Genomic DNA, 23,993 nt, shown 5'->3' with positions numbered 1-23,993 from the left:
ATTGCGCTTGCGTCCTGTGATTAGCATAGTAACTATACCCGGTTGGCAACGTGAATTTACATACAGGCAGTTATTCAGAGTCAATTCAACACGGTTTACGCTTAAATATCTCTTTTAAAAGATATAACTATCAGGGTTTTAGGTTGAATAGTCTGAACTTAAATTCTATGACTGACCAAAAAATATGGCTTACCCGAGCACACTGAAGGTGATTGGGTTGTATTACCACCAAGTTACTACAATTTGATTGGCTATTTGACTTGATTGGTATTAATCTAACTAAAAAGAGTCTACTCTTCGTATTATGTTGAAGAACTTTAGCAATGTAACCCAACGCCTCAGACGACTTAGCTCACAGGAGTTAGATGTATCTGGCACTTTTCAGAGCTTTCTGCTCGATTTACTTGATGAAGGTAAGCAGACCTTGAAGGTCGCTCGTGTGTCAGTATGGTTGTTTGATGACCTTGATAAGCCTTCAGAGTTAATCAATGTTGCTAATACTGATTGGTCTGGTAAAACACTTCCAGAACAGCTTCCAACACTTCAATATGAAGACTTTGCTGCTTATTTTACAGCGATTAACAGTGGTCGCTCTATTGATGCGAATGATGCAACAACAGATCCAAGAACCTGCGAATTTCACGATATTTATTTAGTCCCTCACAACATAAAAACGATGCTGGATACCGTTATTTTTAAAAATGGAATACCTCATGGTGTAGTGTGTTGTGAAGGGGATAAGATCCGTACCTGGCACAAAGATGAAATTGCATTTGCAGAAATGATTGCAGATTGCTGTAGCCGCCGCTTGCTAGTTAAAGCGCTATGGCAACTGCAATCACAACTAACAGAGCTGGCATTTAAAGACCCACTCACGGGGCTGAGCAATCGACGCTTTTTGATGGATAGTGCAAAGCGAGAAATGAGCCGTCACGCCCGCTTTGAGCACCCTTTTAGTCTGATGATGCTGGATATTGATCATTTTAAAAAGATAAATGACAACTATGGCCATGAAACAGGGGACTTAGTATTAAAACATTTTGCTGAAATTTGTGTTAACACGCTAAGACTAGAAGATTGTATGTGTCGCTTAGGCGGTGAAGAGTTTGTGGTACTATTGCCAAACACATCGATAAACTCAGCAATGATTATCGCTGAACGCCTAAGAAATGAAATAGAGCAAGCCCGAATAGCGACGCCAGCAGGAGAGATTAGCGTTACCTCAAGTTTTGGTGTTGCACAAGTCAATACCAGCTTACCGTTTAGCCATGCGCTGAAAGCAGCTGATCATGCCGTGTACCAAGCCAAAGCGGAAGGCCGAAATTGCGTGGTTCCAGTATAATAATCCCTGCTCTTTTTTGATACTTATTTTAAACAGGTCGACTAGGTGATTCCTGCGTTAAAGTTTTTATCCAATCTGTTTTTGCTTAGGTCGCCCTGTTTATAGCATACGATTATGTAAATCTTGCACAAAACTTTCTTACCTCAAAATAGACCACTTAATTAAGATAATTGGTATTAAACTGATTTTACCTTGCCCAATATTTGTGCTTAAGTTATAAAAGGTTACGATTTTGTGTATAGCGGAGTGGGGAATCTGTGTTTGTTAAAACGGTGATATACGTAGATAGCGTTGAAGAAGTGCTAGACTTTTACTATCAAGCGTTTGGTCTGAGCACTTGTGATATGACCGATGATGGCGACTACGGCGAATTAGACACAGGTGAAGTTAAATTAGCATTTGCAAGCCACCCTTTAGCACAATCTCAATTCAAACAAGACTACATTCGTTGTCACCCAAAGCAACCCGCACTGGGCTTTGAAATTACCTTAAGCTGCGTTAATGTACCTGAATGCTATGACAAAGCTGTGGAGGCTGGTGCAGAGCCATTAAGTGCTCCAAGCCAAAAAGGGAGTGTGACACAAGCTTATGTTAGAGCAATAGAAGGGACGCTGGTCGCTCTGGTATCAAAAATATCTACCAATGAGTAATACTAATTAATTCTAATACAGACTCAATTTGAAGGAGTAAATCTGAGTTTACCTGCGTTAACAATCTATTATTTAGAAATAATAACCTGATAGAGATGGTAACTTGTTCTCTAGCAGCTGTTATCGACAAGATGTTCTCGTCTCAAATCAAAACAGCAAGCTAAATTAAGCGAATTGGTATAAAAAGCGTGGTGTAAATTGACGAGGCGCATATCAAGCTAGTACTAATACCAATTTGACTTAACACTTGCTCAATTTGAGGGAGTAAACCTGACGCTAACAGCGTTAAAAATTTCTTATTTAGAACAACTAAATAGCAAAATTTTTGTCTGGTTATCGACAAGATTTTCTCGCCTCAAAATAGACCACTTAATTAAGCAAATTGGTATAATGCGCCCATGGCTATAGCTGCGTGAATCGTTATTTTATTCAATATCAACTAATAAGCGTGCAAGACCAACTGGTTCAATTTCAATACAGACATTGTCATCATTCCAGTTAAGGCCAACCAAAGCATCATCTTCTTTTAAATCTAGCACCCATTCGTCTAGGAAACTTTCAATATCTATGCTCATTGGTGAAAATTCGCTCCACTCATCACGGCACTGTGCTTGCGCTTTTTCTTCACTATCCCACAAAAGCAATACATCGGTTTCGTCGAACTGGTTAGAGTCAACTACAACCATGCCACCATCGCTTGAGCTGAGTGCCCAAACACTTTCAGTATTTTTTACTTGTCCAATAAAATCACTGACTTCTGAGCCAATTTCTTCTTCATTCATTATCGTCGTTCTCAATTTCGTGGATCTGTTTTCTGGGCAATAGGCTGATGTTGTAAGCGGTCATGAAAAGCCACTAGATTATCATAATCACTCAGGTCGATAAGCTCTCTAAAGAGAACCCAGTCAAGTAGGCAGTATAAACTTATTTGCAGATAATCACAGTGTAAAAACGTATCGCTTGTACATGCTTCGTTTAATGCGTGAAGTGTGTGACCAATTCGTTCACGTTGCAGATTAAAAAAGAGCTTATCTTGTTCAATATCGAAGCCGGAGCGTTTGCTAAGTAACAGTTCAATCAGTGAGTCACTGCACGCATTGATTAGTATTAGCCAGTTCTCTTGATCCCAGCTAGGCACTGGAAGCTGGTACTTTTCACGTAGATAACGGATGATAAGATTGGAGTCGCAGACAAGTTGTGTATCGTCTAGTAGAAATGGTATTTTTCTGGCTGGGTTGTACTGTACTAACTCGTTGTGACCTTCTGGCGAAAAAATATCTATATGATGATAGCTTAATTCTATTTGCTTAGTCGCCGCCCACATTCTGATCCGACGGGCGTAAGGGCTGGTATTTGAGCCTATGAGTTTCATGCCATTATTCCTTAAACTGACGTTCTGTTGCTATTGCAACAAGCGGTGTGAGGAATAATGGCGAAACTCATATGATTTCGCAAGTGAATTAGTCGTTACGACTGGTCACTTCTAATAAGTGATATCCAAACTGGGTTTGCACAGGGCCTTGTACCTGGTTAATTGGCGCTGAAAAAACGACCTTGTCAAACTCAGGTACCATCATGCCGGGGCCAAACTCTCCCAACGCACCACCATCTTGACCTGAAGGGCAGTTGGAGTACTGTTTAGCGATTTCTGCAAAATCCTCCCCTGCGGCGATTCGTTCTTTTAGCTCCAAGCATTGCGCTTCACTATCGACTAGGATATGCCTTGCACTAGCGATTGCCATAATTTCTCCAATGATTAATTGTTATTCATACTTTATTCTAATCTAGGCAGATAGAAAAATCAGCTTATCTTGGTAATAGTTTTTCAATTTCGCTGGTAAGTTCTTCAGACATTGGCTTGGTGCGGCTATTAAAACGCTTGATAGTTTTACGGTCAGCTGAAACCAAATACTTGTAAAAGTTCCAGTTTGGTGAGCTAGTAACTTCATTCAAATGCTCAAATAGTGGGTTTGCATCTGAACCTCTAACCGCGGTGGTGGCAAACATATCAAAGGTTACACCATAATTAATAAAGCACACCTTTGCGGTTTCTTTCTCATCGTCTTCTTCTTGAAAAAAGTCATCAGATGGAAACCCAAGCACAACTAACCCTTGATCTTTGTACTTTTGATGAAGCTTTTCTAGCCCTTCAAATTGGCCAGTGTAGCCGCAGTTACTCGCTGTATTTACGATAAGCAGTGGTTTGTCTTTAAACTGGCAAAAGTTGATAGATTCATCGGAACGTAGTTTGCGCATTTCAACATTGGTGAAATCGTCGCAGCTTGGCGACTGTGCATTTGCAGCGCCACTTAATAATAAGCTAAGCGCTAGGCTCAGCGTGGAAATACTTTTTAGCATCAACACTTTCCTTTTAACGAAATTATCTCTTATCATACGGACACATCCATTTAAATGATCAGCTAAATGAATATACGACTTGCTAACTCACAAGATCTCAGTGTTATTGTCGACATTTACAACGAGACAATTCCAAGTCGCCAAGTAACAGCTGATACAGAGCTTGTCAGCATAGCACAAAAACAAGACTGGTTTGATGCACATACTAAATGTCGACCAATTTACGTTGTTGAGTTAGATAATATAGTGGTTGCTTGGCTGAGCTTTAGCAACTTTTACGGCCGTCCTGCGTATGCTGGTACCGCAGAAATAAGTATTTATCTGGCAAAGTCCGCGCAAGGTAAGGGGCTTGGCAGCCAGTTAATGATGTTTGCTGAAGCGCAGGCACCAAAGCTTAATATCACTACTTTATTAGGGTTTATTTTTTCTCATAATGCGCCTAGCATTCGCTTGTTCGAAAAACATGGCTTCCAAAAGTGGGGAGAGTTACCCCATATTGCGGAGATGGACAGAACTCAATATAGCTTAACTATATTAGGTAAATCTTTACGATAATCTTTTAGGTGTTTGTCTCTGTTGATTTTTGATGGCGGCTAAATCGCCGCTATTTTTTAGCGTCTCGCTATTCTTCAACTAAACTAAAATTCAGGTTTTTGGTTGAAGGATCAGGGTATGACGAGTCAGGTACTGATTATTGACAGCAGCAGTGTTCAAGCAATGCGAGTCAAGGTGTTGTTTGAGTTACTCGGTGGTGACGTTGAGCATGTTCATTATCGCAGTCTTGAAGCTGACCTAGACCTAGATAGGTTTGATGTTGTGGTGGTTGCACATGGTGTTCCCGCAAGTAAATTATCTCCAATTCAACAGCTTAGGCATCATGACAAGCTCGTTTTGCTAGCTCCAAAACCCGATAATGCAGAGCATTTGAAGTCATTTAGTGAAATAAATCGTGCGTTACCAAATGGTATTGTGATCTATCCGTTTTTTGCCAATAAAGATATTACCGGGTTATTGGAGCGCTTGCTTGAGGTCGGTGCAACCAATTCTCTGGTTTTGCCGAAAGTCTTGTTGGTTGACCACCATACCCCCCGTTTGGAGATGCTTGCAAATAGTCTTCGAGGCGCTCAGCTTGCAGTGATAACTGCAACTACCTTGCCCGAAGCACTACATGCTGCAGAGCAGCACCCTGTCGATTTATTGATCTGTGACTTTAATTTAGAAAAAGACACAGGTCTTGATGTATTTAATAAAGTGCGCCAAGTGCACCATAATTGCCGTTGCTTACTGATGACGTCTCGTGTCAATCAGGTAGATATGTTAGAAGCTGTGCGACAGGGGGTTGAGGATGTGCTTATCAAACCGTTCGATGAAAGCGATCTGTTGCAAAGCTTACATAAACTTTGGCAAACAGAGCTGCTGAGACGCCATAATCAAGAGCTGGTGGAGCGGTTGCAGGACACCGTAGATGCGCTTATCGAAAGAGACAGCTTGTTACGCGTTATTTATAAGCACACGCCTGATCCTATCATGCTGTTTAATCGCCAAGGGCACATTATTGAAGCGAATGACTCGTGCTGTGAATTATTTGAACTCACAGAGGAGGAGCTACAACCTTTATCTATTTTTGAGCTATTTGATGAAGTGTCAGTTTTACAATTGCGCGACTTAATGAAGCATATCGGTATGCTAAAACATTTTGACTGTGAGCTAAGCCTTCCTAAAGTCGGAGAGCGCAGCATTCCACTTATGGGTACTTTTAACGAGATAGATCATCACGGTGAAATGGCCTTTGCGGTCATTTTTAAAAATGTGTCTAAGCTCAAAGAGCAGCAAGAAATGTTAGAAGAGACCAAAGAGCTGTTAGAGTTTGAGGTACAGGCGAGAACCTCACAATTGCTAAAAGCGAAGGAAGCGGCTGAGGCAGCTAACTTATCGAAGTCAGAATTTTTAGCCAATATGTCTCATGAACTTCGTACGCCGATGCACTCGATATTAAGTTTTGCGCGATTTGGGCTAGATAAGTTGATGAGCCCAGAGGTACCCATCGATAAATTAAAAAAATACTTGTCACGTATTGAAACCAGCGGAGAGCGCTTGTTAGTGCTGCTTAATAATCTATTAGATTTATCAAAACTAGACGCTGGTCGTTTTCCTTTTAATCCCAGTTTTCATAACTTAGTAAACATTATTCAAAGTGGTATTGAAGATGTTTCAGGGACTGCGCTTGAGAAGCGCATTAAGATCCGCTTTGAGAAGCCAAATCGAGGAGTAATGACATTCTGTGATCCAGAGCAAATAAATCAAGTGATAAGAAACTTGCTAGGTAATGCTTTGAAATTTAGCCCCGAAGGAAGTGAAGTGAGTATTGTGCTTAGCTGCGAAGGGCAGGATATTCATATCAAAATCATTGATCAAGGAGTTGGGATCCCAGAGGATGAACTAGAACAGATTTTTGCTAAATTTGTTCAAAGTAGTAAAACCGATAGCGGTGCAGGGGGTACTGGTTTAGGGCTTGCTATTTGCAAAGAGTTCATCTTGCTGCATAAAGGGCAAGTCTATGCACAGAATAACCCTGATGGCGGAGCCAGTATTCACATAAGCTTACCATTGGTTGAGTATACTGAAGGAGTAATCTAGTGTAATGATGCTGGCTGGCAAGCTTCACGGTATCGGTCTATAACTAAGAAGACTATGTTTTTATACTTATGGTATTGAGTATGTGTCCTATTTAAAGTTAGAAATTGTGCAGTAACAAACGCAGACTTCGTTACTTGCTTATTCATAAGTGTTTAACATGTGAATGGCGTACTTTTCCACTGGATTAAGTTATAAATTGAGATAATGGTGATAACTGGACTCAGTTGGATACGGAGAGTGTGATGTGTACTTAATACTGTCATATACCAGTAAAGGATAGCACCTATGGCGTTACAAAGAATCTTGGCGGTGGATGACGAGCCGTTTAATTTAGAAATCATTGAAGAAATTCTTGAAGATTTAGACTTTGAGCTTAAAACGGTTGAGAGTGGAAAGGCGTGTCTTGGCGTTATTGAGGAGTTTGATCCTCAGGTTATTTTACTGGACGTGAGCATGCCGAAGATGAATGGCTATGAGGTGTGTAAAGCAATAAAAGCCAACCCGAACACCCAGCACATTATCGTCATGTTTGTCTCTGCAAGAGGATCAGTTGAAGAGCGTATGGAAGGGTATTCAGTAGGCGCCGAGGATTATATTGTTAAACCATTTGGGCAAGGGGAATTAAAAGCCAAGTTACAACATTTAAGTCAGATACTCAAAGAAAAAGATGTGCTCGCACAGCAGGTTGAAGACGCTACTTCTACCGCGTTTAGCGCCATGGCAAATAGTAGCGAGATGGGTCAAATCGTCAATTATATTGAGCAAATAGGGGAAATTGACTCGATCCCAAGGCTTGCTGCTGCACTATGCCAATGCTTGAAAGGACTAGGACTAAATTGCAATGTAGAGGTAAGGCTTGAAGGGCAAAAACATCATTTTGCAACAACCGGAATATGTTCACCTATCGTGATTGAATTATTTGAAATTCTTCATACCAAGGGAAGATTACATGAATTCACAAATCGTATTTTGGTAAATTACCCTTGGCTGAGTATCTTGATTTTGAATATGCCCAGTGACGACCAAGAAAAACATGGTCGCTTACGAGATCATATCTGTTTTATAGCCAGTGTTACTGAGCAGCAGCTTCTTGCGATACTTACAAAAAGAAAACTAACACAGCAACGAGAAGACTTAGAAGCGGCAATCACAATGGTGCAGGGCAAGTTCAAAAGTATGATTTCACTACTTGATAAAAATCGTCAAGAAAATGAAAAAGTGTTTAGAGTGCTGCAAGAGCTGTTCGAAGAGCGGATCCCTACAATGGGGCTAGACGAGGATCAGGAGCAGTTTATATATCAAAATGTAGATAAAGCAATTCAAAGCTCTGTTGCCCGAGAAGCCAGCGTTCATGAAGTGAGAGCTGCCTTTCATGATATTGAAGAAGACTTAAAAGTACTCTCGCGTCGGGCTGAGCGATAAAAGAAAGACGTAAATTGCGAAGCGGAGCTTAGGTTACGCATCACGTGGCAGTCCTTTTTCTATGATACGGATTAATCTTTCATTTTTACGTGTAGATTGAGCACATTTGCCCCTTTGTTGTTGCAGTGCCCAATCTATATGCTCGATCACCAGCGCGGTGGTGCTTTGACGCTTGTCTTCTAATGCTCGAACTATTTCCTCGTTATACGGAGCATTACCAAGGCCTACGGCTAAATTGCGCAGCCATCGCTCGTGTCCAATTCGACGTATTGGGCTGCCTTCTGTATTTTTTAAAAATGTTTCTTCACTCCAAGCAAACAATGACAATAGATCTTTATCTTTAAGGTGCTGCCGAGGAAGAAAGTCGTCTTCTTGGGTCAGTTGCCCGTAGCGGTTCCAAGGGCAAACCAATTGGCAGTCGTCGCAGCCATAAACTCGGTTGCCTATTTTTGCACGAAATTGCTCAGGAATAGCACCTTGTAGCTCTATCGTTAGGTATGAAATACAACGTCTAGCATCGACAACATAAGGAGCGACAATAGCACCGGTTGGACATAGAGTCAGACAAGCTGTACATCGACCACATCCTTCATCTTCATGAGGTTTGTCGATTGGCAGTGGAATATCAACAAAAAGCTCACCAAGAAAAAACCAAGAGCCTGCTTGCTTATTGATGACTAAGCTATTTTTCCCTTGCCAGCCCAACCCCGCTTTTTGTGCTATTTGACGCTCTAGAACAGGTGCTGAATCGACAAATGGCCTAAAGCCTAGAGACCCAACTTGCTGCTCTATCATTTTACCAAGCTGTTTTAGTTTATTACGCATCACTTTATGATAGTCTCTACCTAGTGCATAGCGTGAAATATAAGCCGTTGTTTTATTTCCCAATGCCTTGGCAAAACTGGCATCGGGAGGGAGGTAATTCATTTTTACTGAAATAATACGTTGTGTTCCTTGAACCAGCTCCTTAGGGCGAGCTCGTTTCATTCCATGTGCAGCCATATAAGCCATTTCACCATGGTAGCCGGCATCCAACCAACGTTGTAATTGCGCCTCGTGCTGGCTCAGATCAATGTCTGTGATACCCACTTCTGCAAAGCCAAGTGCTTGGCCCCATTGCTTAATTTGTTCGGCAAGTTCACTATAATTAATGTTATTGGTTGTCACAGGAAGAAATAATGGCTAATGAATACTCGGATAATTTACCACAAGTTGCCTACACATCCCAGCAAGTACAGCATTACGAAGGTCAAGCAGCTAAATTATCTGGTACTAACTTAACCACGCTGATGCGTCGTGCAGGTCATGCCGCATTTTCTTATGTGAATGACACAATGTCATCCCATGAAAAGGTGCTCGTTATCACTGGTAAGGGAAATAATGCTGGCGACGGTTTTATAGTTGCGCAGCTGTGTCGGGAGGCTGGTATTGCCGTAACTGTACTGACATTGTTTGAACCTAAACGCTTAGCTGGAGATGCCCAGCAGGCATACCGTCAATACCATGGGAAGTTGGTGTCTACATATAATGAAATAGACCTGAGCCAATTTACGACCGTGGTCGATGCTGTATTTGGAACTGGATTTCGCGGTGAGCTACCGGAGCATGTACGTACTTGCTTTGACTGCATTAATAATCTCCCTATCAGGAAAGTAGCACTCGACGTGCCTAGCGGTGTAAATGCAACAACTGGAGAAGTTGCGCCATCGGCACTGATGGCATCTACAACGGTTACTTTTATCGCCCTCAAACAAGGTTTGTTAAGTGGCACAGCTAAACGTTTTGTGGGTAATTTATTACTCGCAGGTCTGGGTGTTGATAAAGCATTTAATTCACAGGTTACAGCAACATCGAATTTCTTAAATCATGAAACTTTGATGGCAACAAGGCCGCAAAGAGCACTTGATAGTTATAAAAATTCACATGGCCATGTGTTAGTGATAGGTGGTAATCATGGCATGGCTGGAGCGGTTCGGTTAGCCGCAGAAGCCGCATTGAGAGCCGGAGCTGGGTTAGTTTCGGTGGCAACACACCCAGATAATACCGCCGCGGTGCTATATGGTCGTTATGAATTGATGGTGTATGCCGTGGCAACGGCTGAAGCATTATTACCGCTGCTTAACAAGGCAAGTGTGGTGGTACTAGGCCCAGGGCTTGGGCAAGATCTGTGGGCGCAAAGTCTATTTCGAAGAGTAATACAAACCAAATTACCATTAGTGCTCGATGCTGATGGCCTAAATTTGCTAGCTAAAGAGCCTGTTGCAAGGTCAAACTGGGTATTAACGCCTCATCTTGGCGAAGCAAGGCGGTTATTGAAAAATGTAAACGCAAAAGTAGATGAAGCTGATAGATTTGCAGTGGTATCAAATATTAGCAAGCAATACCAAGCAACTACTGTGTTAAAAGGGCCAGGTAGCCTAGTGGCACAACAGCAAAGCATAAATATCAACCGTTCAGGTTGCGCCGCAATGGCAAGTGCTGGGATGGGGGATGTATTATCTGGTATTATAGGCGGCTTATTAGCGCAAGGAATGGAAGCATTTGCGGCCACAAACCTGGCCGTGTATATTCATGGTTTAGCTGCTGAACAGGCCGCTGATGATGGTGCAAAAGGTATGCTAGCTGGGGATTTATTCGAACATATTCGAGGTATTTTAGGGTGACAACAGGACATATTACATTCGATTTGGCTGATGAGCCAGCAACAGTTGCGATGGGTAATAAAATTGCCCAAATTGTCCGCCAAGGTGCCGTGTTGTTTTTACATGGTGATTTGGGCGCAGGAAAGACCACACTTACCCGTGGAATAGTGCAAAGCCTTGGTCATTCAGGTAAGGTAAAAAGTCCTACCTATACCTTGGTTGAACCTTATGAATTAGAAGATGTCTCAATATATCATTTTGATTTGTATCGACTAGGTTCTCCAGAAGAGCTGGAATATATGGGGATCCGAGACTACTTCGCAAACCATGCTATTTGTGTTGTTGAATGGCCAGAAAAAGGGGAAGGATTCATACCAAGCCCTGATATCGACATTACGATGCAATACGCAGGTGAAGGTCGTCAGGCTATTCTTCAGGCGAAGTCTAGTCGCGGTGAGGCGTTACTAAAACAATTACAAGACTATGCGTAATCATCTCAACAGTAAGTATTTTTTTATTTTTTTGTGCATGCTGGTTATAAGCATGCACAGCGTTGCTCAAAATGCCATTGAGAGTGTACGTGTGTGGCCTTCGCCAGAAAGTACTCGTATCGTCTTCGATATGAGTAAAAAGCCGGATTACAGCTACTTTGTGTTAAAAAATCCCTTACGCTTGGTGATTGATCTCGAAGGCACTAAACAGAAAAAAAACTTCCCAAATATTGCCGATGAGCATCGGGTGATTAACAAAATTCGCCATAGTAAACCTAAAAACAGTCAATCAGCGAGAATTGTGATTGAATTAAGTCGCAGTGCCACTCCAAAGGTATTTGCACTCGCACCAACAGGGCCATATAAAAACCGTCTGGTGGTAGATTTATATGGCAAACAAACAAGTGCCTATAGCGATAACAAAACAGCTGCTCCGCGAAAAACGCTAGTACAAGATAGAGATATTGTGATTGCCATTGATGCAGGCCATGGGGGGGAAGACCCCGGCTCCATTGGGCCATCAGGTATTTATGAAAAGCTAGTGACGTTACAAATTGCAAAACGTTTAGCGAGATTAATTGACAGCCAACCGGGCATGAGTGCGAAACTCATTCGTACAGGAGACTACTACTTAAAGTTAAATACCCGAACGGCAAGAGCAAGAGAGAGAAAAGCCGACTTTTTTGTTTCCATTCATGCTGATGCTTTTACCAGTCCACAACCAAGTGGGGCATCGGTATGGGTACTGTCGCTACGAAGAGCTAACTCTGAAATCGGTAAATGGTTGGAAGATAAAGAAAAGCACTCTCAACTTTTAGGAGGAGCCGCAGATCTAATCAAAGATACAGCAAATGAGAAATACCTTGCCAAAGCGCTGCTTGATATGTCGATGGAGCACTCGATGAAAACCGGATTTCAGGTTGCTGAAGAAGTTGTGAAGGAGCTAAAAAAGGTCGCAAAAATGCATAAAAGCCGCCCTCAAGCTGCAAACTTTGGCGTGCTAAAGTCCCCTGATATTCCGTCGATTTTAGTGGAAACCGGGTTTATCTCGAATCCAAGAGAGGAAAAGTTATTAACTTCACCTCATTATCAAGAACGCCTAGCCCGCGCTATTTTTAGTTCTATTAAGGGGTATTATGAGAAAAACCCACCTGACAACTCGCTGTTTGCTCGTATGCAGTCTAACAAGCCGGTAACCCATAAGGTAAAAAGTGGTGAATCTCTGAGTGTGTTAGCCAGCCGTTATGGCATAACAGTCAGAGCTCTTAAAAAAGCAAACAACTTAAAAAACAATACCTTGTTTATCGGCCAAGTATTAACTATCCCAAAAGCGTAAACCATGACAATAGAAGTGCTTCCAGCTCGGCTGGCTAACCAAATTGCCGCAGGTGAAGTGGTAGAACGTCCGGCTTCAGTGGTAAAAGAGCTGGTGGAAAACAGTATCGACGCTGGGGCAACCAGAATTCAAATAGACATTGAACGTGGTGGTCACAAGCTGATCCGCATCCGTGATAATGGCAAAGGGATCGTTAAAGATGAACTTATGCTGGCACTGTCGCGTCATGCCACCAGTAAACTGAAAAGTTTAGATGACCTTGAGTGTATTGCATCGCTTGGTTTTAGAGGTGAAGCCTTGGCATCTATTAGCTCAGTGTCACGCCTGACACTAAGCTCTAAGCCGAGCACTCAGGAAACGGCTTGGCAGGCTTTTGCTGAAGGCAGAGATATGGCTGTTCAGATCCAGCCAACGGCGCACCCAGACGGTACTACAATCGAGGTAAAGGACTTATTCTTCAATACACCAGCGCGGAGGAAGTTTTTACGAACCGAGAAAACGGAGTTTAGCCACATTGATGAATTGGTAAAGCGGATCGCACTGAGCCGTTTTGATATTGCAATAACCTTAACTCATAATCAAAAAGTGGTTCGCCAATACCGACCGCGCGCGATGGAGCATGGAGTGCAACGGGTAGCACAAGTTGGTGGCAAGGTGTTTTCACAGCACGCCAGCTTCATCGAATCAGGCCACGAAGGTCTAAGACTATTTGGTTGGGTGTTACCAGCAGGCGTTACTAACTCGACCCAATATACTTACGTAAATGGTCGTATGATGCGAGATAAGCTTATCCTCCACGCGATCCGCCAAGCATTTGATGAATCAATTGGTCATGAAGAACTTCCTGGGTTTGTTGTCTATCTAGAGCTTGACCCTCGGCAAGTCGATGTAAATGTCCACCCAGCTAAACATGAAGTGCGCTTTCATCAAGCACGTTTAGTACATGATTTTATTGTTCAAGCGATTAAGCAAGTTGCAACAGCGCAAACGGAGTTATCTTGCGATAATGATACCGTATCGCTGCCCAGACCTAGCTCTGAGACGCCTTTATTTACACCTCAAGAGCAACAAGATGAGACTTATCATCAAAGCTATCGCTCAACACTCCAACCTAAAGCGCCATCTCATAGACATGAAAGCACTAGTCAGTACCCGAGTCTCGCCACACAAACATCAAAAGCAAGCCGTGGTCATACAGATAGCGCCGCGAGTAAAAAGAAACAGGTAAATGTTAATCAGCTTTATCAAGGCCTGTCACATCAACAAATGCAGCACTTTGATACGATAGCTGAGTCGACAATACCTACTGAGCAATTGACCAAAGCGCCAAGCTTGGCTGCTAAATCCAGTTGGATGTCGTTGCCTCATGGCAAAGTAATACTCGAACAAGATAATCAGCTGCGGTTTGGGGACTGTAAGCATGGCCTGTTGCCTTACTGGCAAGCGCAAATTGAGCAAGACGGCACGCTGCAAGGTAAAGCATTGTTGTTACCTGTGCGAATTAAACTGGATAAAACCGCACTTGCTGCTCTTCAGCAACGGCAAACTTGGCTCGCGATTTTAGGCTTTTCTATCGAGCTATTCGATACTCACATTTTAGTTAAAAAACTTCCTGTATCGCTATACAGCATCGATGTGGGGGAAATCTCAAAAGCGATGTTGGAGCCGGAACCGGAAGCTGAGCTCACTATCTGGTTACAATGGCTTGAGACAACCACGCCTAGCGCTTATTTTGATAGTCAGCACTTTGATTTAGTTAAAGATAAAATGCTTTCAAACACGGCATGTTTGGCTCGCATTCATGAAAATGCTGCTACAATAGATGGCCATAAGTTAGTACGCTTTTTGAGTGTTGATTAATTTGCCTAAGAAGTAGGTATTAATTCCGATGCACAATCAGCTATAATATAAGATTAGTGTAGTTTATTAGTAGGTTAGATGTGAACAAGTTACCTGTCATCACCCTAATGGGGCCGACAGCTGCGGGGAAAACTGCGTTAGCGATAGAATTATGCCAAACGCTTAACACCGAAATCATCAGTGTAGACTCTGCGTTAGTGTATCGTGGCATGGACATTGGTACGGCTAAGCCTTGCGCGCAAGAGCAAGCAATGGCACCACATCACCTCATTGATATTATTGACCCTGCGCAAAGTTATTCGGTGGCAGAGTTTCGTGCTGACGCTATCAGACTGATTGATGATCTGCATCAACGTGGAAAGGTGCCCATCTTGGTTGGTGGCACTATGATGTATTTTAAAGGGTTGATAGAGGGGCTTTCGCCATTACCTGAGGCCAACGCTGAGGTAAGAGCTGCACTTGAACTTGAGGCGCAACAGATTGGGTGGCCGGGTCTACATCAGCAATTAACAGAGATTGACCCTGAAGCGGCACTAAAAATTAGTGAAAATGACTCACAACGGATAAATCGAGCGCTAGAAGTCTATCGTATTTGTGGTAAAACGATGACCGAACTACAGCAAACGAAACAAGCGGTATTACCGTATCAATTTCATCAATTTGCGATAGCGCCAAGTGACCGAAAAGTCTTGCACCAACGTATAGAAAAAAGATTTAAAATAATGTTGGAACAAGGCTTTAAAAATGAAGTTTTGACCCTATATAATCGAAAAGATTTACATCCTGATTTGCCGTCAATTCGATGTGTTGGATATCGGCAAATGTGGGAGTATTTAGCTGGCGAATGCGATTATGAAGAAATGGTTTTCAAAGGCATCGCAGCTACCAGACAACTGGCGAAACGGCAATTAACTTGGCTGAGGGGGTGGCAAGATGTAACTTGGCTTGACACCGATGGTCAAGAAAACTTGCAACGTGTTCTAACTTCGCTAAGCTAATAGTAGTTGTTAAATCAGCGTGTTCTGATTAAATCAACGACCTGACATAATAACACCTAAAACGAAGGATAAGAAAATGGCAAAAGGCCAATCTTTACAAGACCCATTTTTGAATGTCTTGCGTCGTGAGCGCATTCCTGTCTCAATTTTTTTAGTAAATGGTATTAAATTGCAGGGTAAGATCCAGTCATTTGACCAGTTTGTGATCTTACTTGAAAACACGGTAAACCAAATGGTTTATAAACATGCCATCTCCACAGTGGTTCCTGCTCGTGCGGTAAATTTCCAAAATGCAACTGGAAGTGACGCGAGTGACCAGAATGAAGAAGGTAATTATTGATTTTAATTAGTAGGAGCTTAATGCTTGTTTGACCGTTACGAAGCCGGCGAACAGGCAGTCTTGGTTCATATAGAATTTCCACATGAGGGTGATCGAGAAGATCTACGTGAATTGGAAATGCTAGTTTCTTCTGCTGGTGTTAGTAGTGTGGCGGTTGTGCAAGGCAGCCGTCAAGCACCTCATGCGAAGTTGTTCGTCGGAACGGGTAAAGCTGAAGAAATTGCCGAGATTGTCAATATCCACAACGCAGATGTCATCATATTTAACCACCAACTCAGTCCCTCACAAGAGCGCAATTTAGAACGCATTTGTAAGTGTCGGGTGTTAGATAGGACTACACTGATCTTAGACATTTTTGCCCAAAGGGCGCGAACCCATGAAGGTAAATTACAAGTTGAGCTTGCTCAGCTTAGGCATATCTCAACACGCTTAATACGCGGGTGGACGCACTTAGAAAGGCAAAAAGGGGGGATCGGCTTAAGAGGCCCCGGTGAAACACAGCTTGAAACTGATAGGCGTTTACTACGAGAGCGGATAAAAAGTATTCGCAAGCGACTAGAAAAAGTGGCTATTGTTCGAGAGCAGGGGCGTCGAGCGCGAAGTCGCAATGAAATTCCAACCGTTTCGCTTGTTGGTTACACCAACGCTGGCAAATCGAGCTTATTTAACCACATTACGGATGCAGAGGTGTATGCTGCAGATCAGCTGTTTGCAACACTAGACCCGACACTACGAAAGATTGAAATTGACGATGTTGGTGCTGTTATTTTAGCGGATACCGTGGGGTTTATTCGCCACTTACCGCATGACCTAGTCGCGGCGTTCAAGGCAACACTAACAGAAACACGAGAAGCAGATTTACAGCTCCATGTGATTGATGTTGCAGATCCAAGAAGAAAAGAAAATATAGAACAGGTACAATTGGTTCTAGAGGAAATTGAAGCAAATGACATTCCTCAGCTTTTGGTCTACAACAAAATTGATCTAATGGACGATGTTGCGCCTAGAATAGATAGGGATGACGAGGGAAAACCTGTCCGAGTGTGGCTCAGTGCACATACGGGGGCTGGAGTTTCGCTGTTGTTCGATGCGATTAAAGAGCTGTTAGCTAAAACAGTTTTTACCGCCGAGCTGGCTGTGCCTCCTGCACTTGGGCGTTTGCGTGGCGCTTTGTTTGAGCTTAATGCGGTCAACGAAAAAGGCTATGATGAGCAAGGCAATTGGCTTGTTTCAGTAAGAATGCCACAGATTGAATGGGAAAAGCTCAATAAAGAATTTGGGCAAAATCTCAATGATTTAGTCACTGGCAGTTAAAAATCGTTAATTTCGAGCGTATTTTTATATGAGAGTCGCTCGATTTTTGTTAGATTTAACCTAATTCATTTAAATAACAATGGAGTATAGCTATGGCCTGGAACGAACCGGGTAATAATGGCAATGATAACGATCCGTGGAAAAACCGCGGAGGGCGGGATCAAGGCCCACCTGATCTAGATGAAGTATTCCGTAAATTTGGCAATAAGTTCGGTGGTATCTTCGGTGGAAAACCGGGAAAAGGTGGTAACGGCGGACTAGGCGGAGCGGGCTTCGTCTTTATTTTAATTATTGCTGTTATTGTATGGGCATTAAGCGGTATTTATACCGTCAAAGAAGCCGAACGTGGGATCGTATTGCAGTTCGGGAAATTTGATCGTATTGCAGAACCCGGTCTGCGGTGGAAGGCCACGTTTATTGAACGTGTTATTCCTGTAGATATCGAAGCCGTGCGGTCACTTTCAGCATCAGGTTTTATGCTGACAGAAGACGAAAACGTAGTCAGCGTGGAGTTTGAAGTGCAATACCGTGTTGTCGATCCAACACTATATCGTTTTAGTGTGACAGATGCGGATCATAGTTTGCAACAAGCGCTAGATAGTGCTCTACGTTACGTTGTTGGTCACTCGCGCATGGATCAAGTACTTACTACTGGTCGTGAAGTAGTGCGTCAGCGTACATGGGATGAGCTGAACAGCATTATCGAACCTTACAATCTAGGCTTGATTGTGACTGACGTTAACTTTAAAGATTCTCGTCCTCCTGCGGAAGTAAAAGACGCGTTTGACGATGCCATTGCAGCACAGGAAGATGAAGAGCGCTTTATTCGCGAAGCGGAAGCATACGCAAGAGAGATTGAGCCTCGTGCTCGTGGTCAAGTGACTCGTATGACTCAGGAAGCTGAAGCATACAGAGAACGGATCATTCTAGAATCTCAAGGTGAAGTTGAGCGTTTCGAAAAGCTTTTACCAGAATATCAAGCGGCAAAAGAAGTAACACGTAAGCGTTTATATATTGATGCTATGGAGCAAATTTTAGGTCAAAGTTCTAAAGTTTTGGTTGATGTTGAAGGCGGCAATAACATGTTGTATCTGCCACTAGATAAAATCATGCAATCACATGCTAGCGGCTCTTCTCCAGTACGCTTGCCGAGTCAAAGTGACATCGAACAACTGCGCAGAACGATAGAAGGTAATCAGCAGCAAAACAGCTCTGTGAACTCCAGCAATGATAGATTTAATCGCGATAGATTCGGTAACGGGAGATAATGAATATGAAGAATTTTAGTCTCATTCTATTAATCACTGCCGTGATCATGTCTTTCTCTGGTATTTTCGTTGTAAACGAAGGACAAAGAGCGATTGTCTTGCTATTCAGTAAGGTACAAAAAGACGCAAATGGAGATGCTTTGGTGTATGAGCCAGGGCTTCACCTTAAAGTGCCATTTTTTAGCCAAGTTCGTAAACTCGATGCGCGTATACAAACATTGGATGGACAACCTGACCGTTTTGTTACCAGCGAGAAAAAAGACCTTATTGTTGATTCATACGTAAAATGGCGCGTAAATGACTTCAGCGCTTATTATCTTCGTGCTCGTGGTGACAAGCAATATGCTGAAACGCTACTGAAGCAAAAGGTGAACAATGGACTTAGAACAAACTTTGGTTCTCGTACAATTAAAGAGATTGTGTCGGGCGAGCGAAGCGAGCTGATGGAAGAAGCCCTTGTTCAAGCATCCGAAAGTGCAACTGAGCTAGGTATTGAAGTGCTAGACGTCCGTGTTAAGCAAATCAACCTTCCTAATGAAGTAAGTAATTCAATTTTCCAGCGTATGCGTGCGGAGCGTCAGGCTGTAGCAAAAGAGCACCGCTCTGAAGGTCAAGAACAGGCAGAGAAAATTCGCGCAGATGTAGACCGCAGGGTAACTGTAATGCTTGCAGATGCCGAGCGTAATGCTCGTGCTGTTCGTGGTCTTGGTGATGCAACAGCTGCTAACATTTATGCTAAAGCATACAATAAAGACCCTGAGTTTTTTGGCTTTGTACGTTCACTCGAGGCGTATAAAAATACCTTCAAAAATAAGAATGACGTAATGGTGCTATCGCCAGACAGTAAATTCTTTGATTATATGAAGGATGCAAAAGCGCAGTAGTAACGTGCTTCACTATACTGAAAAACCCCGCCAGCGTGTGGGGTTTTTTATATTTGGCAAAAATTCAGGTGAACACTGCGTTTAGTTCACTTTTAGTAGCGCATAATAACTATGCCAAACCGGGTATTAACAGAGCATGGTCTCTAATACCATATATGGACTCTCTCCGATTACAAGATAGTAATTGATAGAATTTCAAAGTTCTAATAAAGCAAGCTGGTATAACAACAAAAAAGCGGCATATTAGCCGCTTACAGTTGGATCAATACAGTTTATTGTAAAATTAGAACACGTATTTTACAGAAAGCTGTAGTCTGTCTAAATCGCCTTCTAAGCCACTTTCAGTCTCACGAGTACCGATTTTATATTCAGCACCAAAAGTCAGCTTCTTCACTGGAGAATAAAGTAAATTAGCACTGTAACTTATGCTTGATTTTGTAGGATCTCCCGTTACCGCCAGTAGATTACTTTCGTTGTCAGCATTAAAAAATGAGTATAAAAATGTAGAGCGGAATTGATCATTCCAATTGTGTTGATATGCAACAAAACCAGATGTTGAGTCAATTGCATGCAATGAATTGCCATCGTACACAGCACCATTAGCAACATTTAGTCCTATGTAGCGGCCAAGTCCTTGACCTTGAGTGAGCATAAACTTCAGGTTATTTTTGCCAAAATTGACACGGCCAGATGCACTGATCCCAAATGAGCTTTCAGATTCATCAGCTCCACCCACTTTATAAGTGATCTGCCGAGCAAGGGCAGCTACCGCGATATGCCCCCAGTCTGCATTATGTGTGTAGCGAGCCGTAAAATCAGGCATGCTCGCATCATCCGTTACTACTCGACCGCTATCGGCTGTAGTTACTGTGCTTTCAGGGTTTTCGATTGAAAAAGACCAGTTGCCTGTGGTGTATTTTGCCATTGCTTGACGTACAAACACGGTACCTTCTGCAGGGCCTACAAAGTCCAAAGTTTCTGGTAGTGCACTTACATTTTGGAAGTTTGACCAAGCTTGACCAAATAAAAAGCCTTTATAGGTAACAAAAGCTTGTCGAATACGAGGGGAGTAGGAGTTACTGACACGCTCATTACCGCCGACAGATGCAATAAAATCTAATTCAATTTTAGTTTTGATACTACTGCCATCATCAAGCTTGGTATCGGTGGCCAAATTGAAGCGAGATTGACGAGCATGCATATCAAAAACAGCGTCGCTGCTTGAGTTTGTGCCAACAGGAGTGGTGCCTGGGACATAAAAATCTCGACCTATATGTTGTGCACCTAACGAGCCATCAGAAAAGTCACTCCAAATTGCATCAAGTTTTATATAACCACCGTAATTTACTTTCGTGTCGCCAATCTCAGCTGCTGTGGCAGGAAGCGCACAAAGACTGCTGATAGCAACCGCAAGCAGTTTTTTATTAATGTTATTCGTTGTCATAATCCTGTTCCTCAATTGCTGTGCCTGACAGTCAGCATCAGCTGATATTCATTTAAATCAACACTAACTGTTGTGGAAGGTGGGTTTTTACTCAATTATCTATTGGTCTATTAGACTAAGGTGGTAGATGGTTTGCGACCCGAGAATTTGGGCTTTGCTGTAAATTTTAAATTGGTAACAAAGCATTTGTTGCGATGAAACTTATTCGTTTTCATAGGTTCTACAACTAAGGTCTAATACTTAAACACCCAAGGCTGGGTGATCCTTATGAAAAGCGTGTCTAGCAGACCTAGACCTCTAAATATAATGGAGATGACTATGTCACAGAGCATTTATTCAGTTCCTGAAAAAATCAAGAACGCCGCATTAATCAACGACGAACAATACCAAGAACTATATCAAAAGTCGGTTGATGACCCCGCAGAGTTTTGGAAAGAGCACGGTCAACGTTTAGATTGGTTCAAACCCTATAGCAAAGTTAAAAATACCTCATTCGACAAAGGCCATATCAATGTTAAATGGTATGAAGACGGCGTACTAAATGCCTCTTATAACTGTATCGATAGACACCTCGAAAAGCGCGCCGATAAGGCTGCATTGATTTGGGAAGGTGATAACCCGGAACAAACAGAAAATATTACCTACCAGCAACTTCATGACGAAGTCGCCAAATTGGCAAATGGCTTGAAGCATTTGGGTGTACAAAAGGGCGATCGTGTCGCTATTTATATGCCTATGACACCTCAAGCAATCTACGCAATGCAAGCTTGTGCTAGGATTGGTGCCATCCATTCGGTGGTTTTTGGAGGGTTTTCGCCTTCAGCAATTGCAGATCGCATTAAAGACTCTGGTGCTAAAGTGGTCATCACCTCCGATGAAGGACGCCGTGGTGGGAACTGTGTTCCATTAAAAGCAAATGTCGATGAGGCGGTAGCGCAAGCTGGTGTAACCAGCATAGAGCATGTTGTGGTACATCAACTGACCGGTGGTGATGTTGAATGGAATGCGCATGATGTATGGTGGCATGAATTAGTTGCTGATAAACCTGCGGAATGTGAACCTGAAATGATGAATGCGGAAGATCCGCTATTTATTCTTTATACCTCGGGTTCAACGGGTCAACCAAAAGGGGTTGTTCATACTACGGGTGGATACCTAGTGTATGCTTCTATGACACATGAGTATGTATTTGACCTTCAAGAAGACGATATCTACTGGTGTAGTGCTGATGTCGGTTGGATCACCGGACACAGTTATATTGCCTATGGTCCACTTGTGAATGGTTGTACTCAAGTTGTATTCGAAGGCGTGCCAACCTATCCAACGTCTGGGCGTATGGGTGAGATTGTTGATAAACATGGCGTTACTATTCTTTACACCGCGCCTACCGCTATCCGTGCTTTGATGGCTAAAGGTGACGAGCCGACTGCAAGTTCAAAGCGCGATAGTTTACGTATCTTGGGTTCGGTTGGTGAACCAATTAATCCAGAGGCTTGGTCTTGGTATTACGAACAAATTGGTAATAGTGAGTGTCCAATCGTAGATACTTGGTGGCAAACCGAAACGGGCGGCATCATGATCACGCCATTACCTGGTGCAACGGCACTTAAGCCGGGTTCTGCGACCCGTCCATTCTTTGGTATTGCTCCTGCACTATTTGATGCAGAAGGTAATACGCTTACAGGTGCAACGGAAGGTAATCTGGTAATTTTGGATAGCTGGCCCTCTCAAGCGCGTACCGTGTATGGCGATCATGAACGTTTTGAACAAACCTATTTCTCTGCTTATCCGGGCGTATATTTTACGGGCGATGGTTGCCGTCGGGACGAGGATGGTTACTATTGGATCACAGGTCGTGTTGATGATGTACTTAACGTTTCAGGTCATCGTTTGGGAACTGCTGAAATCGAAAGTGCGTTAGTTGCCCATGAGGCGGTTGCTGAAGCGGCCGTGGTAGGATACCCACATGACATCAAAGGCCAAGGTATTTATGTTTACATCACACCAAACGAAGGCGTTATGGTGTCTGATGAGTTAACCAAGGAAGTGAGAAGTTGGGTTAGGAAAGAGTTAAGCCCAATAGCAACCCCAGATATGATCCAGTGGTCTCCAGGTCTGCCTAAAACGCGCTCCGGTAAAATTATGCGCCGCATTTTACGTAAAATAGCTGCGAATGAATATCAGCAATTAGGTGATACTTCTACCCTTGCTGATCCAAGTGTTGTTGATGAATTAATCGAGAATAGATTAAATCGTTAACAGAATGACTTGAATTGCGACCTAATATAAACATACTATAACGGCTGTTATCTTTACGATAACAGCCGATTTTTTAGGAGCATAGCATGTATCAGTTTTTAATCGCGGATGATCATCCTCTATTTCGAGAGGCGCTTAAGGGGGCTCTAAAAGCGCAATTTGAAGGGCTAGAGGTATTCGAATCTGAAAACTTTGACACTACGCTCTCGGTCTTACAACAACAAGAAGAACTAGACCTATTGCTGCTCGACTTACATATGCCGGGCAATGGTGATTTATATGGACTAATTCGGATCCGAGAGGATCACCCAAGCCTCCCTGTTGTTGTCGTGTCGGGAAGCGAAGATCTTTCAATCATCTCAAAGGTGATGGGTTATGGTGCGATGGGGTTTATCCCAAAAGCAGCATCGGTCGAGCAAATTACAGAAGCTATCGAACAAGTGCTTGATGGAGAAAGTTGGTTACCAGAAGGGATGAAAGACAAAGTCGCAGAGCTAGAGGGGGAAGATAAAGAGCTTGCGCAGCAGGTTGCGTCATTAACACCGCAGCAATATAAAGTATTGCAATACCTTCATGAAGGCCTGTTAAATAAACAAATTGCCTATGAATTAAATATCTCAGAAGCGACGGTAAAGGCACACATTACTGCTATTTTCAGAAAGCTAGGGGTCTATAATCGTACCCAAGCCGTATTGATTGCTTCAAAACTACAATTAGAACCTATTGAAGCGAATGAGTAACCTCGCAT

Annotated in this window: 22 protein-coding genes; 16 read left to right on the top strand and 6 right to left on the bottom strand. The window is 42.8% G+C overall.

Annotated features, from left to right (window positions below):
• Nucleotides 1-304 precede the first annotated feature (304 nt).
• Both HUZ36_RS07440 and HUZ36_RS07435 read left to right on the top strand, forming a co-directional pair.
• On the top strand, nt 305-1,342 hold the full coding sequence (locus HUZ36_RS07440) for a sensor domain-containing diguanylate cyclase (protein WP_128730868.1): 1,038 nt from the start codon (nt 305-307) through the stop codon (nt 1,340-1,342).
• Nucleotides 1,343-1,599: 257 nt separating this feature from the next.
• Complete coding sequence (locus HUZ36_RS07435) at nt 1,600-1,992, top strand: VOC family protein (protein ID WP_147390171.1); 393 nt, start codon at nt 1,600-1,602, stop codon at nt 1,990-1,992.
• Between the two features lie 425 nt (nt 1,993-2,417).
• Here HUZ36_RS07435 and HUZ36_RS07430 read toward each other — a convergent pair whose 3' ends face one another.
• The 4 genes from HUZ36_RS07430 to HUZ36_RS07415 all read right to left on the bottom strand — a co-directional run bounded on the left by HUZ36_RS07430 (nt 2,418) and on the right by HUZ36_RS07415 (nt 4,350).
• Nucleotides 2,418-2,774, bottom strand: a complete 357-nt coding sequence (locus tag HUZ36_RS07430) for a DUF2750 domain-containing protein (protein WP_170178637.1) — start codon at nt 2,772-2,774, stop codon at nt 2,418-2,420.
• An 11-nt stretch (nt 2,775-2,785) separates the two neighbouring features.
• Entirely contained in the window at nt 2,786-3,364 is a 579-nt protein-coding gene (locus tag HUZ36_RS07425) for a glutathione S-transferase family protein (RefSeq protein ID WP_176032474.1), read from the bottom strand.
• 88 nt (nt 3,365-3,452) lie between these two features.
• Nucleotides 3,453-3,734 (bottom strand): peptidylprolyl isomerase, encoded by a 282-nt coding sequence (locus HUZ36_RS07420; protein WP_125250599.1) that lies wholly within the window; start codon nt 3,732-3,734, stop codon nt 3,453-3,455.
• Between the two features lie 64 nt (nt 3,735-3,798).
• A complete protein-coding gene (locus HUZ36_RS07415; protein WP_125250598.1) occupies nt 3,799-4,350 on the bottom strand; it encodes a glutathione peroxidase in 552 nt (183 codons plus the stop codon).
• 66 nt (nt 4,351-4,416) lie between these two features.
• Between HUZ36_RS07415 and HUZ36_RS07410 the strand changes: the two genes are divergently transcribed.
• The 3 genes from HUZ36_RS07410 to HUZ36_RS07400 all read left to right on the top strand — a co-directional run bounded on the left by HUZ36_RS07410 (nt 4,417) and on the right by HUZ36_RS07400 (nt 8,409).
• Nucleotides 4,417-4,905 carry a GNAT family N-acetyltransferase gene (locus tag HUZ36_RS07410; protein WP_176032473.1) on the top strand — a complete coding sequence of 163 codons (489 nt, stop codon included), beginning with the start codon at nt 4,417-4,419 and terminating at the stop codon, nt 4,903-4,905.
• A 117-nt stretch (nt 4,906-5,022) separates the two neighbouring features.
• Nucleotides 5,023-6,987 (top strand): hybrid sensor histidine kinase/response regulator, encoded by a 1,965-nt coding sequence (locus tag HUZ36_RS07405; protein WP_176032472.1) that lies wholly within the window; start codon nt 5,023-5,025, stop codon nt 6,985-6,987.
• A gap of 285 nt (nt 6,988-7,272) precedes the next feature.
• Entirely contained in the window at nt 7,273-8,409 is a 1,137-nt protein-coding gene (locus tag HUZ36_RS07400; protein ID WP_176032471.1) for a response regulator, read from the top strand.
• A gap of 33 nt (nt 8,410-8,442) precedes the next feature.
• Here the strand turns inward: HUZ36_RS07400 and queG are convergent, their stop codons facing one another.
• On the bottom strand, nt 8,443-9,576 hold the full coding sequence (gene queG, locus HUZ36_RS07395; protein WP_176032470.1) for a tRNA epoxyqueuosine(34) reductase QueG: 1,134 nt from the start codon (nt 9,574-9,576) through the stop codon (nt 8,443-8,445).
• Nucleotides 9,577-9,587: 11 nt separating this feature from the next.
• Between queG and HUZ36_RS07390 the strand changes: the two genes are divergently transcribed.
• The 9 genes from HUZ36_RS07390 (at nt 9,588) to hflC (ending at nt 19,542) form a co-directional block, all read left to right on the top strand.
• Nucleotides 9,588-11,072: an NAD(P)H-hydrate dehydratase gene (locus HUZ36_RS07390; protein ID WP_176032469.1), complete on the top strand. Its 1,485-nt coding sequence runs from the start codon at nt 9,588-9,590 to the stop codon at nt 11,070-11,072.
• Nucleotides 11,069-11,542, top strand: a complete 474-nt coding sequence (gene tsaE, locus HUZ36_RS07385; protein WP_176032468.1) for a tRNA (adenosine(37)-N6)-threonylcarbamoyltransferase complex ATPase subunit type 1 TsaE — start codon at nt 11,069-11,071, stop codon at nt 11,540-11,542. The genes HUZ36_RS07390 and tsaE overlap by 4 nt, the downstream gene beginning before the upstream one ends.
• A 52-nt stretch (nt 11,543-11,594) precedes the next feature.
• Nucleotides 11,595-12,878, top strand: coding sequence for an N-acetylmuramoyl-L-alanine amidase (locus HUZ36_RS07380; RefSeq protein WP_444428305.1), 1,284 nt, complete (start codon nt 11,595-11,597; stop codon nt 12,876-12,878).
• 3 nt (nt 12,879-12,881) lie between these two features.
• Nucleotides 12,882-14,738, top strand: coding sequence for a DNA mismatch repair endonuclease MutL (mutL, locus tag HUZ36_RS07375; RefSeq protein ID WP_176032466.1), 1,857 nt, complete (start codon nt 12,882-12,884; stop codon nt 14,736-14,738).
• A gap of 107 nt (nt 14,739-14,845) precedes the next feature.
• On the top strand, nt 14,846-15,736 hold the full coding sequence (miaA, locus tag HUZ36_RS07370; RefSeq protein WP_217704621.1) for a tRNA (adenosine(37)-N6)-dimethylallyltransferase MiaA: 891 nt from the start codon (nt 14,846-14,848) through the stop codon (nt 15,734-15,736).
• Between the two features lie 76 nt (nt 15,737-15,812).
• Entirely contained in the window at nt 15,813-16,076 is a 264-nt protein-coding gene (gene hfq / locus HUZ36_RS07365) for an RNA chaperone Hfq (protein ID WP_125250588.1), read from the top strand.
• Between the two features lie 24 nt (nt 16,077-16,100).
• A complete protein-coding gene (gene hflX / locus HUZ36_RS07360; RefSeq protein WP_125250587.1) occupies nt 16,101-17,390 on the top strand; it encodes a ribosome rescue GTPase HflX in 1,290 nt (429 codons plus the stop codon).
• 92 nt (nt 17,391-17,482) lie between these two features.
• Nucleotides 17,483-18,658 carry an FtsH protease activity modulator HflK gene (gene hflK / locus HUZ36_RS07355; protein WP_128730878.1) on the top strand — a complete coding sequence of 392 codons (1,176 nt, stop codon included), beginning with the start codon at nt 17,483-17,485 and terminating at the stop codon, nt 18,656-18,658.
• Between the two features lie 5 nt (nt 18,659-18,663).
• The gene (hflC, locus tag HUZ36_RS07350; RefSeq protein WP_128730879.1) at nt 18,664-19,542 is read left to right on the top strand and encodes a protease modulator HflC; all 879 of its coding nucleotides are present in this window, start codon (nt 18,664-18,666) and stop codon (nt 19,540-19,542) included.
• Between the two features lie 283 nt (nt 19,543-19,825).
• On the opposite strand, the gene HUZ36_RS07345 is transcribed toward hflC, so the two are convergent.
• Nucleotides 19,826-20,986, bottom strand: coding sequence for a DcaP family trimeric outer membrane transporter (locus HUZ36_RS07345; RefSeq protein WP_147391038.1), 1,161 nt, complete (start codon nt 20,984-20,986; stop codon nt 19,826-19,828).
• Nucleotides 20,987-21,304: 318 nt separating this feature from the next.
• Between HUZ36_RS07345 and acs the strand changes: the two genes are divergently transcribed.
• On the top strand, nt 21,305-23,245 hold the full coding sequence (gene acs / locus HUZ36_RS07340) for an acetate--CoA ligase (protein WP_176032465.1): 1,941 nt from the start codon (nt 21,305-21,307) through the stop codon (nt 23,243-23,245).
• 86 nt (nt 23,246-23,331) lie between these two features.
• Nucleotides 23,332-23,985, top strand: coding sequence for a response regulator transcription factor (locus tag HUZ36_RS07335; RefSeq protein WP_125250582.1), 654 nt, complete (start codon nt 23,332-23,334; stop codon nt 23,983-23,985).
• The last annotated feature ends 8 nt before the right edge of the window (nt 23,986-23,993 follow it).

This window comes from Pseudoalteromonas sp. McH1-7 (assembly GCF_013366255.1).
GTDB classification, from domain to species: Bacteria; Pseudomonadota; Gammaproteobacteria; order Enterobacterales; family Alteromonadaceae; genus Pseudoalteromonas; species Pseudoalteromonas peptidolytica.
Note: the sequence above shows the minus strand (reverse complement) of the source record. Positions and strands in the feature narration are given on the sequence as shown.